The 12,511-nt window shown below is 45.7% G+C and carries 16 protein-coding genes; 12 read left to right on the forward strand and 4 right to left on the reverse strand.

Going from position 1 to position 12,511, the window contains the following annotated elements:
- Positions 1-278, forward strand: a 278-nt coding sequence (locus HMPREF1548_RS28060; protein ID WP_021640276.1) for a glycosyl hydrolase-related protein, incomplete at its 5' end; no start/stop codon positions are given.
- Positions 279-508: 230 nt separating this feature from the next.
- Here HMPREF1548_RS28060 and HMPREF1548_RS28065 read toward each other — a convergent pair.
- Positions 509-1,339 carry a helix-turn-helix domain-containing protein gene (locus HMPREF1548_RS28065; RefSeq protein WP_021640277.1) on the reverse strand — a complete coding sequence of 277 codons (831 nt, stop codon included), beginning with the start codon at positions 1,337-1,339 and terminating at the stop codon, positions 509-511.
- A 386-nt stretch (positions 1,340-1,725) separates the two neighbouring features.
- Here HMPREF1548_RS28065 and HMPREF1548_RS28070 point away from each other — a divergent pair, with 386 nt between their 5' ends.
- From HMPREF1548_RS28070 to HMPREF1548_RS28120, 10 genes are all read left to right on the forward strand, one after another.
- Positions 1,726-2,175 (forward strand): 8-oxo-dGTP diphosphatase, encoded by a 450-nt coding sequence (locus tag HMPREF1548_RS28070; protein WP_021640279.1) that lies wholly within the window; start codon positions 1,726-1,728, stop codon positions 2,173-2,175.
- A gap of 106 nt (positions 2,176-2,281) precedes the next feature.
- Positions 2,282-3,148, forward strand: a complete 867-nt coding sequence (ant(6), locus tag HMPREF1548_RS28075) for an aminoglycoside 6-adenylyltransferase (protein WP_021640280.1) — start codon at positions 2,282-2,284, stop codon at positions 3,146-3,148.
- A gap of 63 nt (positions 3,149-3,211) precedes the next feature.
- Positions 3,212-3,973 (forward strand): aminoglycoside adenylyltransferase domain-containing protein, encoded by a 762-nt coding sequence (locus HMPREF1548_RS28080; RefSeq protein ID WP_035324374.1) that lies wholly within the window; start codon positions 3,212-3,214, stop codon positions 3,971-3,973.
- A 31-nt stretch (positions 3,974-4,004) separates the two neighbouring features.
- A complete protein-coding gene (locus HMPREF1548_RS29275) occupies positions 4,005-4,619 on the forward strand; it encodes an ATP-binding protein (protein ID WP_286138218.1) in 615 nt (204 codons plus the stop codon).
- Positions 4,620-4,757: 138 nt separating this feature from the next.
- Positions 4,758-5,078: a hypothetical protein gene (locus HMPREF1548_RS28090; RefSeq protein ID WP_021640283.1), complete on the forward strand. Its 321-nt coding sequence runs from the start codon at positions 4,758-4,760 to the stop codon at positions 5,076-5,078.
- 383 nt (positions 5,079-5,461) lie between these two features.
- Positions 5,462-6,238 carry a DeoR/GlpR family DNA-binding transcription regulator gene (locus tag HMPREF1548_RS28095; protein WP_021640285.1) on the forward strand — a complete coding sequence of 259 codons (777 nt, stop codon included), beginning with the start codon at positions 5,462-5,464 and terminating at the stop codon, positions 6,236-6,238.
- Between the two features lie 87 nt (positions 6,239-6,325).
- Positions 6,326-6,934, forward strand: a complete 609-nt coding sequence (locus HMPREF1548_RS28100) for a P-loop nucleotide/nucleoside kinase family protein (protein WP_021640286.1) — start codon at positions 6,326-6,328, stop codon at positions 6,932-6,934.
- Positions 6,931-7,461 (forward strand): hypothetical protein, encoded by a 531-nt coding sequence (locus HMPREF1548_RS29750; RefSeq protein ID WP_157065748.1) that lies wholly within the window; start codon positions 6,931-6,933, stop codon positions 7,459-7,461. Before HMPREF1548_RS28100 ends, HMPREF1548_RS29750 begins: the two co-directional genes overlap by 4 nt.
- A 45-nt stretch (positions 7,462-7,506) precedes the next feature.
- Positions 7,507-8,187 carry a hypothetical protein gene (locus HMPREF1548_RS28115; RefSeq protein ID WP_021640288.1) on the forward strand — a complete coding sequence of 227 codons (681 nt, stop codon included), beginning with the start codon at positions 7,507-7,509 and terminating at the stop codon, positions 8,185-8,187.
- A gap of 185 nt (positions 8,188-8,372) precedes the next feature.
- Positions 8,373-9,218: a MerR family transcriptional regulator gene (locus HMPREF1548_RS28120; RefSeq protein ID WP_021640289.1), complete on the forward strand. Its 846-nt coding sequence runs from the start codon at positions 8,373-8,375 to the stop codon at positions 9,216-9,218.
- Positions 9,219-9,290: 72 nt separating this feature from the next.
- Here HMPREF1548_RS28120 and HMPREF1548_RS28125 read toward each other — a convergent pair whose 3' ends face one another.
- The 3 genes from HMPREF1548_RS28125 to HMPREF1548_RS28135 all read right to left on the reverse strand — a co-directional run bounded on the left by HMPREF1548_RS28125 (position 9,291) and on the right by HMPREF1548_RS28135 (position 11,877).
- Positions 9,291-10,106 (reverse strand): GNAT family N-acetyltransferase, encoded by an 816-nt coding sequence (locus tag HMPREF1548_RS28125; RefSeq protein WP_198168695.1) that lies wholly within the window; start codon positions 10,104-10,106, stop codon positions 9,291-9,293.
- A gap of 101 nt (positions 10,107-10,207) precedes the next feature.
- Positions 10,208-11,065, reverse strand: coding sequence for an aminoglycoside 6-adenylyltransferase (locus HMPREF1548_RS28130; RefSeq protein WP_035324377.1), 858 nt, complete (start codon positions 11,063-11,065; stop codon positions 10,208-10,210).
- Positions 11,066-11,094: 29 nt separating this feature from the next.
- Positions 11,095-11,877, reverse strand: a complete 783-nt coding sequence (locus HMPREF1548_RS28135; RefSeq protein ID WP_021640292.1) for a class I SAM-dependent methyltransferase — start codon at positions 11,875-11,877, stop codon at positions 11,095-11,097.
- A gap of 196 nt (positions 11,878-12,073) precedes the next feature.
- Here HMPREF1548_RS28135 and HMPREF1548_RS28140 point away from each other — a divergent pair, with 196 nt between their 5' ends.
- Positions 12,074-12,487 carry an RrF2 family transcriptional regulator gene (locus HMPREF1548_RS28140; protein ID WP_021640294.1) on the forward strand — a complete coding sequence of 138 codons (414 nt, stop codon included), beginning with the start codon at positions 12,074-12,076 and terminating at the stop codon, positions 12,485-12,487.
- Positions 12,488-12,511 lie beyond the last annotated feature (24 nt).

The following is a 12,511-nucleotide window of genomic DNA, read 5'->3' on the forward strand; positions in this document are numbered from 1 at the left end:
CGGGAGCCGTAAAAAAACAGGCGGGGCAGTTCCTTAAGAAAAACTGCGACACCGTGCTTATCGATGCCGTCAAGCTGGCGGAGGACGGGGATGGCTATGTGGTTCACATGCATGAATGTGCCGGCGGCAGGGCGCATATGGAGCTGACCTCCGATTATTCCGTGAAAGCGTATGCAGCCTGCAATCTGCTGGAGGAATATGAGGAAAAAACGGACGGCAGTGCAATCTGCGCTGACTTCGGGCCGTTTGAGATCAAGTGCTTCAGAATCTGGATGTGAACGGGCTTAAGTAAGTGAATGCAGAAGCGTATCAGCTGATGCTTTGATAAAGGCAGTAAGCTATCAGGGAAATCAAAGACCCTGCCGCAGGCAACGGGGTCTTTGACCTCGCGGCAGTCGCCAGATGTCCATGCCGGGCATGGCTGCATGGCTCGTTGCTTACGGGAATTAATTGAGCGGGCAGCGTCGGTGGATACCGGCGTGCCCGCTCAAAAGTTATGTATGTGTTTTTATTCCCCGTCCTGCTCTGAGAAGCCCTTCCAAAAGCAGATTCCTGCGGAAATTATCAGCAGTACGGTTATCAGACTGTCAACAAATTTCGTAGAGCTGTCCAGCGGCTGCCGGAGAAAGTAAGCCACGCTGGAATTAATCCCCCACATCATCGGGATAATGATCAGAAGCACGATTCCGGCCGCCCGGATTTTCCGGCTGGATATTTTTACAAAGGATGCATAAATACACCAGATACCAATAAGGGAAATCAGGGAAATGACAGCGCCCATACGAAACAGCATCGGCGCCTCCACAAGTCGGCTCAGTATGAACAGATAAGGAAAAACCGCAACGCTCAGCAGGGCGAGAAATTTAACAATAATCCTGCCGCGGGCTTTCAACAGCGGCAGCAGCAGAAGCCAGCTGAACAAAAGCGAAGCTAATACGATAAGGGACCACTTCAGGCGTCCTGCAATGCAGAAATCGCAGATCATGCATATCACCGCAGTCAGTATGATTGCCGAGGATAATAAGGAAAAAGCAATATTTTTTACCCGTTCAAGCTTCTGGGTAGTGCTTTTGCTGGAATAGAGCAGCGTTTCCTCCACGATGGCATCCTTTGTTTTTTCCGGCTGTACTCCCTTTTCCCCATTTAATAATTCGCTGGTGGTTACTCCCAGGGCCTGCGCCAGCGGAACCAGAAGTGAAATATCAGGGCAGCTGATTCCCCGCTCCCATTTGGAGACTGCCTTATCCGTTATTTTCAGTTTCTCCGCAAGATCCTTTTGTGTCAGTTTTTGCGACTTTCTCATATCACATATGAACTTCCCCATTTTTTCATTATTCATTTCAGCGTGTGCCCTTTCTGTTGTACCGACGTACCTTTGCTTACAGGATAATATATCTGAAGGCTGAAAGAAACCGATTTACAGGCGAATCTGCAATTCTACCGTTGGTTTAGCTGGAAAAAATCCGGTAAAGGGCGGAATAACGCAGAAAAATGCATCCGGCATCAGCCCGGGCAGCCAGGATCTTCAGAATAAATTCAGTATACCAGATTTTTTGGAAAACGAATAGTAACTGTTCAGCAGGTCTGCGCATTTACCAGGATAAACGCGTTTACTGCACAGACCTGCTGAACAGTTACAACGAATATACTAATTCGTTTGCACAGGGAAAATGGCCGTGCTATTCTAAAGGAAAGTGTGTTTGATATTTACAGGAGGATTCAAATATGGCAAGGACTGAAAATATAGAGCTGACAGTTATTTGTCTGATATACCGGGGAAACAGGATTTTACTGCAGAACCGGGTTAAAGAGGACTGGAAGGGCTATACGCTGCCGGGAGGCCATGTGGAGGAAGGGGAATCCATTGTGGATGCCGTTATCCGTGAAATGAAGGAGGAGACAGGGCTTACCGTCCTGCGGCCGCAGCTGTGCGGAGTGAAGCAGTTTCCCATAGAAAACGGCCGTTATCTTGTTTTTTTGTTTAAAACGGATCAATTTGAGGGAGAGGTCGTTTCTTCCGAAGAAGGGAATATGGAATGGGTGGACAGGGAAAAGCTGGCCGCCTGTCAAACGGTGGAGGATTTTGACCAGCTGCTGAATGTGATGGAGGATGATAAGCTGACGGAATTTCAATACATTGTGGACGGGGAAGACTGGAAGGTGGGAATACGGTAGCTTCGCCCGGGAAAAAGAGCAGGCCCCGGAGTCCGGGAAGGAAAACGGAAAACCTAGCGCTGCCTGCAGGATATAAAAAAACTAGCATGGAAGAAAGGAAGAAAATATGAGGACGCCGGAAGAATTTATGGATTTGGTTTTAACATTTGCCCGGGAAAACGAGCATATCCGCATGGTGGGCATGGAAGGTTCAAGGGTGAACAAAAATATCCCCGTTGATTCCTTTCAGGACTTTGACATTACATATTTTGTGGACGATATCAGTGCATTTACAGAAAATGACAGCTGGCTTTCTTTTTTCGGGGATATCATCATGATGCAGAAGCCAGAGGACATGGAGCTTTTCCCGGCAGAGGAGGAAGGTTATTCCTATCTGATTCTGTTTGACGATTATAATAAAATGGATCTGACGCTGCTGGAGACGAAGCAAATTCATGATTATCTGCAGGGGGACGGGCTTCGGACCATCCTGCTTGATAAGGACGGCAGGGTGCCTGAAAAAATAGTTCCTTCCGATCGGGAGTACTGGCTGAAAAAACCAGGTCCGCGCAGCTTTGACGATTGCTGCAATGAGTTCTGGAACCTGACAATTTATGTTGCCAAGGGTCTGTGCCGGGGAGAAATTTTATACGCTATTGACCATCTGCATCTGTTGCGGAATGAACTGCTGCGAATGCTTTCCTGGAAGGTGGGCATGGAATATGGTTTTGGTTTCAGCGTGGGAAAGAATTATAAATTTATCAGCCGGTATCTGGCGGAGGAAACATGGGACATGCTGATGAGCACTTACAGGGAGGATTCCTATGAAAATATGTGGAAGGCTCTCTTCACCTGCCATGCTTTGTTCCGGAAAACGGCGCTGGAATGTGCGGCAGTGTGGGGGTATTCCTATCCGGAGTATGACAGGAATGTGAGCAGGTATGTGGATAAGCTTTATGGAATCTATGGGAATGGGAAAGAGGAAGCAAAATAAGCGGGTATTTCTGAAGGCCCGGAAAAGACAGCAGGCGTGCGGAGCATGCGGACAGGAGTTAAAATGGATTATCAATTGATAACGGACAGGCTTACAGAGGAAAGCCGGAAAATATTTGGGGAGAATCTGACGGGAGTATATCTGCACGGCTCCCTTGCTATGGGATGCTTTAATCCGGATAAGAGCGATATTGATCTGATTATCGTAACGGAGGAAGCGCCGACAGAAGAACAGAAGCTACAGCTTATGGAACAGACGGTCAGGCTGAATGAGCTGGCGCCGGAAAAAGGGATTGAAATGAGCGTAGTGAAACGCAGCTGCTGTGAAAAGGTGGTGCATCCGATTCCCTTTGAACTGCATTTTTCTCCCATGCATTTAAAATGGTTTCAGGAAAATCCCGGGGATTATGTTCGGAATATGAAGGGGACAGATCCGGATCTGGCCGGGCATTTCATGATTATCCGCCATTATGGAATATGCCTGTGGGGAGCGGCCGTTTCGGAGGTTTTCGGTGAGGTGCCAAGAGAGATGTATTTCGAGAACATCATGAATGATATTGCATCCGCCAGAGAGGACATCCGTGAAAATCCGATTTATGTAATCCTCAATCTGTGCCGTGTGCTGGGGTATGCGGAGGAAGGATTGGTCCTCTCCAAGAAGACTGGAGGGGAATGGGGAGTAAGGAATGTGGATGAAAAATATACCGGCCTGATTCTGGAAGCCCTGGAATGCTATTCCGGGGAGAAAAAAATGTGGATAGAGGAGAATGCCGCGGTGGAATTCTGTGGATATATGTTGGGGAGGATTATGTGCTCTATAGTTTAGAGGATGTTTTAAGGTATGCGATGTATTGAATTTGATTCAGACAGATGAGAGTGAGCGTGTAGTAGAACGTTCGGAAACACCACTGTTCGATAGCAAAGCCTTTAGAGAGGCAATCATAAATGCCATTTTGCATAATCTTTGGATAAGTGAAAATGAGCCAATGATTTCTGTATTCTCAGATAGGATTGAAATCTTATCAAGTGGAACTTTGGCGCCGGCACAGACTATGGAAGGCTTTTTCTTAGGGGAATCGATTCCTGTAAATGAAAAGTTATCAGAAATCTTTCTGCAGCTTCATATTAGTGAAAAATCAGGTCGTGGTGTGCCTAAGATTATTGAAACATACGTTAAGGGAGCATTTACTTTTAGAGAAAACTCGATTGTTGTTACAATCCCGCTTCAGCGAATAAAAAAAGCTGGGAATAAGGTTGGGAAAAAAGTTGGGGATAAAAAAGGATTAAATTCAAGAAGACAAAGAATCGTAACAGAAATGAGAGATAATCCGAATATTACTACCAATGAATTGCATCATATACTGGGGATTAGTGAAACAGCGGTGGAAAATAATCTTACATTCTTGAAGAAAAATGGATATGTAGAAAGAGTTGGTTCTAAAAAGACTGGTTATTGGAAAGTGATTGAGTAAGCGTTTATAACGGAGAATTATAATGGCTCTGCCAAAATCAAACTGTGCCTTTCGGGAATCTTTTTCACAGCCGCAACACATTGTGAGAACTGTATGAAGCTGAATCGAAGTGGAAAATAGAAGAGGAGGAGTTCTTTTATGGAACCATCAAAAAGTGATTGGAGGCTTTATAGGGAAAAAGTTTCCGGCTGGCAGGAAAATTATATGGAAAGGCTTATTAAGGATTATATCACTTATTTAAGCAGTGATGAGCGTGCCTCAACAAAGTTTTGGAAAATGGAAAAGCGTATCAAAGCGGATAAGAAAACACCGGGTGTATGTATAGAACTTAATAAAGGAAACATGATATTTGATTTGGTCCGTTTTTTACAGGACGGAGTGATTATTTTTGATGATTTGGACGAATTTTCAGATGAGCTAAGGGAAAATGTAAGGTTGTTATGGGAAAGGTTTAAATAATTCCATAGCCATTCATGGTTATAGTAATTTTTAAGCAGATGAAAATCTGCTTATTTGTCGTTATTTAAAGCAATTACAACTGAACAAACGGCATATTGAGATTTTTTACTTGCATATTTATGGAAATTTAATTCGAACTCTTAAACTTTGTTAAAATGTTTCCTTTTTACTGAAGGTATCTAAATGATATTGGTTCAGTTATCTGAAAAGTTATGTGTGTATATTCTAAAATAAGAAAAAAGCAAGAACACCTTGCAGAAGAATATTTTATAAAGTATAATCAAATTAAAATAAGAATAAATAAATATAAACAAATATAAATAAGAAAACGTTATATGAATACATCATAAGACATTCCATAAATCATAAGGAGAACCAACGCCATGTTCATGGAAGAAAGACAAAAAGACATCTTAAAAAGAGTAAACGAAACCGGGAGAATCCAGGTTGCACAGATCCAGGAGTTATACAATATATCCGCCGACTGTGCCAGAAGGGATCTTCGCTTCCTGGAGAGCCGAGGGCTTCTCCAGAGGACACATGGCGGGGCGATAGCCGCACAACCCAAAGGAATCATGCCGGAGGAAACTTATAACCCGGAGGATTTAACTGAGGTGAAGGCAGATTATCTGGCTGTTGCACGAAAAGCACTGGAACACATTAAAGATAATGATGTGATCTATATTACAACCTCCTCCGTAGGTTATTACATGGCGCTGTATATTCCCGGTAATCTGCAGATTACAATACTGACTAATTCTGTTACAATTGCCCAGGTACTGCGGAAGAAGGAGAATATTTCAGTCATTCTTCTGGGTGGAGAAATGTCCCACCGGGGTCACTGCCATGATTACTATACGGTGCAGATGGTCAGAAATATACGCATAGACAAGGCATTCCTGTCACATGACGCATTTTCTCTGGAATTTGGTGCATCCATACACAATAGCGCCGGCGTTGAATTTGGCAGGGCGGTAATGGAGAGCAGTTCCATGAATATTGGATTGTACCCCTCAGCAAAAATAGGGAAAAATGCGGTTCATTCCGTATGTTCAGCGGAAGATTACGATTTGCTGATAACGGATACAGGAATAGCAGAAGATTTTTTGCAGCAGGCGAAGGAAAAGGGAATTGCCATCGAACTTGCAGATTTACATTGATATATTCAGGTTGGAAAGATAGGTGAAGATGTCAAAATATGCTCCATGTTTCCTTTTTATATGTTTTAAATATGGTGAGGAAAGAATATGTATTGTATTTTAGTGACAGGCATCCCGGCGTCAGGCAAGAGCACCATGGCGGAGTTCCTGGCGGAAAGACTCCGGCTTCCGATGCTCTCAAAGGATAAAATAAAAGAAATCCTGTTCGATGATGTGGGCTTTGCCTCCCGCAGTGAGAAAGTAGCTTTGGGGATCTCCGCTATGAACATCCTGTATTATACCGCTCGGCAGCTGATGAAATGCGGCCGGCCGTTTATCCTGGAAAATAATTTTGAGAATATTTCCCGGGAGGGTATTCTGTTCTTATTGCAAAAATATTCCTATCATGCAGTTACGGTGGTTCTGACCGGAAATTACGAGATTATTTATCAGCGTTTCCTGGCAAGAAATGAAAGCCCCGACAGACACCGCGGCCATGTAGTCAATGACTGCTATCCGGAAAAAGAAGGGAAATCCTGTCCTGCGCCGGTCCTGTCGTATGAAAATTTCTGTGAGGGAATTAGGGAGCGTGGAATGGACAGCTTTTGTGCAGACGGTCCCCGTATTGTTGTGGATACCACTGATTTTTCACTTGTAGACCGGGAGGCTATCCTGGAGGAAATTATAGAATATGGAAAGGAGTTTTCCCATGATTGATGCCCATGTACATTTGGAAAAAGGGCCTTACACAAGGGAATGGCTTCAGGAGTTCATTTTCTATGCCCAGGAGAGAGGAATTCGGGAAATTTATTTCCTGGAGCATACCCATATTTTCAGGGAATGCAGTAAGCAAAAGAGTGAACTGGGAAATAAGAAATCAAAGGATAAAAAATCGCAGCGGTTATCTGGTACACAGGGAAGTAATTGAAACGATGAAGGTTGTGCTGGGGCTTGGATATTCCGTTATAGTGACATATATTATTGAATGGGAAGTTTTAGAAGACTATCTGTTACCATTGAAAAAGTCAGGGCTGCAGCCTGTTTTTAGAATTCTGCTTCCGGAGAGAAAGGTCTGTATTGACCGGGATATTTTACGGAAGGGGTGGACTGCCGGACCAGAATTTATCGATAAATGGTATGAACAGCAGGTATGGCTTGGTGCAAAAATGCCAGGAAGTATCATAGATAGTTCGAATGAATCCCTGGAAGAGACTGTGGATAGGCATTTTCCCATACTGATATGATCTGTTTTATAAAAGAAATATCCACAAGAAGCAGAAGGAGAATCTATGGATTTCACATATACATTGCAGGAACAGGCTTTCACATATAAGGATACGGAGGAATGGGACAGACAGATGCGGCTGCTGTCCCTCAATCCGATCCTGTATCTGGAGGAATATAAAACGCTCCCTGAAGATATTTACCTGTGGAAACAGGATGAGGAGCTGCATCCGGCGGCAGATGGGATTATCCGGCTGCAAACGGAAGGAACACCAGAAAAAGCCCATCGTCCGGAAAAAGCGTATTACCCGAATAATGCATATTGTGTTGGGATAGGCACCTATAAAACCTCGGAGGATGGCGAGATATATCTATGTGTCCTGCTGAATTCGGAAAGCAGAACAGTAGATGCCTATTCCTTTGGTGTATACCGTTCTCCTGAGCTTGTAGGAAAAGCCCTGGAGAATTTTTTCTGCTTAAGAGAGGGAAACACCTGCGAAATCTCACTCCTGTCCAGCAGAAATGCTATTTACCAGTCCGAAACATACGCCGGGATACTGGCCGCCTATCCGGTCAGGGCGAGAATGACAGAAAAGGGAAGCCATGGCCAGGCAGCCGTGGTAAGCACCTATTTTTCACAACTGATGAGAAGAAGGGGAAAGCAGATTTTCTCCGGCTGGCAGGATGCCATTGACTGGCTGACCGCGGACATTCTCAAATATAATCTCAGCCGTACATCACGGTAAAAAACAGAATATATTCATAATAAATTTAAAATATAGACAGAACAAAACCAGAATAAAGCCATAACAAGTCCAGATATCAGGATTGCAAAAAATATTAAAATTTTCTCAATTTTCTCAATTCAGGTATTGACCCTCACGGACCGGCAGGGATTAATGTGATTTTATCAAGAACAGGAGGTACCCAGATGAGAACAGTAAAGGATGTATCCAAACTGACCGGTATCAGCGTACGCACGCTGCACTATTACGACGAAATCGGACTGCTGAAGCCCACGTCATGCAGTGCGGCGGGATACCGGCTTTATGACGATAAAGCCCTGGAACGTTTGCAGCAGATACTGTTTTTCCGGGAATTTGATATGCCGCTTCTGGAAATCAAAGCGGTTATGGAAAATCCTGCCCTTGACAGAGACACGATCCTGAGAAGCCAGAAGAAAATGCTGCAGCTGAAAAAGGATCGGCTGAACCGGTTAATAAGCAGCATCGATGATATCCTGAAAGGAGAAAATGAGATGGATTTTGCAATGTTTGACAAAGCTGAAATAGAGGAAATGTGCCATGCAATCGTAGAAAATTTAAAGGAAGAGGAGCTTGCGGGCATTACCGGCGAGTATGGAAATCTGGAGAATTTTCAGAAGCATTTTGTGGAAAATGCATCCGACCCTTCGGTACAGGAGAATTTCAAAAAAGTAGTGGAATGGTATGGAAATAAGGATGCCGCGATGAATGCGGTAAAAAATCCAAAAGGCGCCGAGGTGGTGCAGGCTTACCAGAACAGAATAGACGGCATTTACCGTAAAATAGCTGATAAAAAAGGCGCAGATACCGCGTCCTTTGAAATAAAATCGCTGATTGGGGAACTTGATTTTGTCTCCAAACAGCTGTATCAGATGCCGGATGTAAAAAAACTTATGCTGGAAATGGCGGAGCTGTATCTTAACGACGAGTCCATGAAGGAGACAATGGACGCCCGGTATGGGGAAGGGGCGGCGGAGTATATCGGAGAGGCTGTGAAGGAATTCTATAAGTAAGACGGCGGATGGGATACGGCGGAATAGGAGATAAAGCAGGAAATACTGCACTGAAGAGAAATAATCGCGGCCTTATCCTTTCCTGAAAATCTCCTGTTCCGTAATTTCCCCCTGCCTCACATACCCGATTTTCCTGTAGACTGCATTGGACGGCGGATACCCGGCATCGGCATAAAGCATGGGGGTCAGGCCGTCCTGCAGCAGCAGCTGTGTCACTGAGGATACCAGCATTTCAGCATATCCCTGTCCCCGGTGCTCCCTTGCTGTAACAACGGCATTGAGCCTGGCATACCGTTCCGTCCTATGAGTAATATCTGTCATGGAAACAATTTTCCCCTCTTCATTCTCCCACAAAAACAAGCTGCCCGACACAGACTTTCCCTCCGCATACTGTCGGGCTTCCTCCCGATCAGGCTCCTGCAGATCCGCATCCCGCATCATAACAGTGATAAGCTGTGCGATTTCTTCCTGATAACAGGGCGCAGCCGGCAGCATTCTTCCGCGTTTTTGCACCGGATGGACGCTGGGACAGGCATAAACATTCAACCGTTTATTTATCCGGTATTCGGCGTGCTCGCTGTTTGCAAAGCTTCGCAGCAGCGCTTCCGTATATGGCTCATACGCATTTACGGCAATCCGGCCGCAGGCGGAAAAACGTTCCCGGAGGATGGACGAAATTTCAACGCGGCTTTTTTCATCTGGTGAATTTTTCAGCCATATCCAGACCGGCGTATGGGGATTGCTCTGCGCAAGAATACAGGTACTTCCATCCGTGGCAATAAAGGCTCCGGCATCCTCTCGTATGCGGTAAAACAAATTAAAGCAGTACCTGTCCTTTTCCGTAAGCAAATTGTCCAGTAAAGGATTTGAACCATTTACACGATACATTTTTATACCCCCTATATCGCAGGCTTGCCTGCGGCACTGCATGAAGCATTGGTTTGGCGGAACTTCCCGGGCTCTTATTTTCTTTCCTTCTTTGGAACCGGTCACGTCCCACATAGCCTTTCTTCAAGAAAGCGTCTAACTCTGCATGTTTCCCGCACATCATGGACAAAGCCAAAATGCTCCGCCACAAATCCTGCCAGTTCATCAAAATAATCATACATAAGAAAAAGGCGCCTGCTGATATCCTCATAATCCCCGCCGGGGAAAATGCCCTGGAACCGCGCCATCTCTTCCTCTGTCAGAAAGCGCTTCAGATATTTGCAGGAGCTGCCGGTGCTGACCTGAAAATTATGGTCTATCCCCACCTTCCAGTTCAGCATTTTAAGAAACATGGGCATAGCCAGCACATCGTAGGCATGCTTGGAGTAGTACAGCTCCTTCCGGCACACTCCCTTGGCCACATACAGACACAGCCAGCGGAATTCGTTGCAGGTATTGTAAAACTCCATTTCTCCGGGCGGCTGAAAAAAAAAGGCTTCTTCCGACCCAATCGGCAGCAGGGAAGGAAAATTGTCCTTATTCAGCAGGACGATCCGCGGTTCCTTATTTTCAGCCTCCCCTGAAATCAGGCCCACATCCCGCAGGGTAAGGTCAATCCGGTTCCCGTCAGCAAACTGTATAAGAAAAGCGAAGGGATCTCGGCTGCTGTAATCATAAGGGTGGGAATACCAGTCCGTGGGACACTGAACAATCAGAATATCACCCAGCCGGTGAATCCATTCCTTATCCCGGGTAAACTCCCGCACATCAGTAACAAAAAAGGTGATATCAAAGTCAGAATATTCATCATGGACAGCATTGGGATTTGCCCGGGAGCCTTCCATGGTTACAGCGCGGATCCGCGCATCTGCATCGGCAGTTTCAAGAATCATATCCAGCATTTCCTTTTCAGTGCGCATACAAAACCTCCTTATCCCATTTATCCGTGTCATTCGCCGGTAGCATTTTGGACATTAGCATCCCTGACTGCGAGGATTGTAAATTCTCCCGGGTACCGCTTATCGGTCCAGGCCGGATGCTCGTCAAAGCGCTTCAGTAGAAAGCCGCTTTCGATAACGGCATTTATGATTTCACTCATCGTATATTTCCTATATTCACACATCGGAAACTGCTTCCGGATTTCCTCAGGATAAAACCTGGCATGCGCCATTTCCCCGCGGACAATTTCTGTAGAAAAATAATCGGTCACCGGCTGCTCAAAGTCCATAATATCCATCACCTTCTGGAAAGGATGAAAATCGCTTGCAATCATGCGGCCGCCCGGACGGAGAAAGGAATGCATGACCTCCATGAATTTCCCGATGTCATGAAAATAATGAAGGATGCCGCCTTCCATGAACACCACATCAAAAAAGCCTCCGTATTTTTCCATATCGGCTTCCAGTACGTCACCCAGGACAAAATCGACGGAAACGCCGGCCGCCTCCGCCGTTTCCAGGGCATACCGCATGTTTCTCTCCGAGATGTCGAATATGGTCACCTCCGCGCCGAGAACCGCCAGCGGAATGGCCTTTTTACCGCAGGAGCCGCAGATATTGGCAACCCTGATTCCTTCAAAGGTATCAAAATACACCGCATATTTCTTCAACATCCCCACAGGATCTTCCAGATCCCTTCGGGCGCGCTCCTCAGGAGTGCCATCGTGCTCCACCCAGAATTCATAGGCGTTGAATTCCCAGGCCGATTTGTTCTGTCGGACGTAATCCTTCATGGTATTCCCTCCCTGTTGCCAGGAGTTCCTGGCGTACCCCCGCCTTCCTTCTGGAGGCTATGAAACTCTGTTTTTTCTTATTTCCTCATTTTACCTGATACCACTTAAAAAATCTATGGATTCCCGCAAATCTAATCTTGACAAAATTACTCCACTTTACTATAGTTAAACTATAGAAGAAAAGGAGGCCGATTGCTTGTTAATCACACGGGAAACGGACTACGCGCTCCGCATCCTCCGTTCACTTGCCCAGGGCTCCTGCCTGACAGTAGGGGAGCTGGCGGAAAAGGAGACGCTGCCGCTGAAATTTACCTACAAAATCATAAAAAAGCTGGAAAAAGCAGGAATCATCCGGATTATCCGGGGCGTAAACGGCGGCTGCCAGCTGGAAGCGGACCTGCATGAGGTCAGCCTGTACGATCTGGTCGGCGCAGTGGAGACGAATGCCCGCCTTGCGGCCTGCATGAATGCGGATTACCAGTGCGAATGGCGTGACAAAAGCGGGACGCCCTGCAACGTCCACGCACAGCTTGCCAGGGTACAGCAGGCAATTGACCGGGAATTCAGATCCCGGAGTCTTTACTGGATATTATTTGGGGAAAAGGAATAATTTTTTTGGATATAAAAGTGGATA

The sequence above is a fragment of the Clostridium sp. KLE 1755 genome, from assembly GCF_000466465.2.
GTDB lineage: Bacteria > Bacillota > Clostridia > Lachnospirales > Lachnospiraceae > Eisenbergiella > Eisenbergiella porci.

What these genes read in the sequence shown, in the direction of transcription:
- HMPREF1548_RS28065 (WP_021640277.1), bottom strand. Translation starts at nt 1,339, where the DNA reads ATGAATAATGAAAAAATGGGGAAGTTCATATGTGATATGAGAAAGTCG.
- HMPREF1548_RS28070 (WP_021640279.1), top strand. Translation starts at nt 1,726, where the DNA reads ATGGCAAGGACTGAAAATATAGAGCTGACAGTTATTTGTCTGATATAC.
- HMPREF1548_RS28080 (WP_035324374.1), top strand. Translation starts at nt 3,212, where the DNA reads ATGGATTATCAATTGATAACGGACAGGCTTACAGAGGAAAGCCGGAAA.
- HMPREF1548_RS28090 (WP_021640283.1), top strand. Translation starts at nt 4,758, where the DNA reads ATGGAACCATCAAAAAGTGATTGGAGGCTTTATAGGGAAAAAGTTTCC.
- HMPREF1548_RS28095 (WP_021640285.1), top strand. Translation starts at nt 5,462, where the DNA reads ATGTTCATGGAAGAAAGACAAAAAGACATCTTAAAAAGAGTAAACGAA.
- HMPREF1548_RS28100 (WP_021640286.1), top strand. Translation starts at nt 6,326, where the DNA reads ATGTATTGTATTTTAGTGACAGGCATCCCGGCGTCAGGCAAGAGCACC.
- HMPREF1548_RS28115 (WP_021640288.1), top strand. Translation starts at nt 7,507, where the DNA reads ATGGATTTCACATATACATTGCAGGAACAGGCTTTCACATATAAGGAT.
- HMPREF1548_RS28120 (WP_021640289.1), top strand. Translation starts at nt 8,373, where the DNA reads ATGAGAACAGTAAAGGATGTATCCAAACTGACCGGTATCAGCGTACGC.
- HMPREF1548_RS28125 (WP_198168695.1), bottom strand. Translation starts at nt 10,106, where the DNA reads ATGTATCGTGTAAATGGTTCAAATCCTTTACTGGACAATTTGCTTACG.
- HMPREF1548_RS28130 (WP_035324377.1), bottom strand. Translation starts at nt 11,065, where the DNA reads ATGCGCACTGAAAAGGAAATGCTGGATATGATTCTTGAAACTGCCGAT.
- HMPREF1548_RS28135 (WP_021640292.1), bottom strand. Translation starts at nt 11,877, where the DNA reads ATGAAGGATTACGTCCGACAGAACAAATCGGCCTGGGAATTCAACGCC.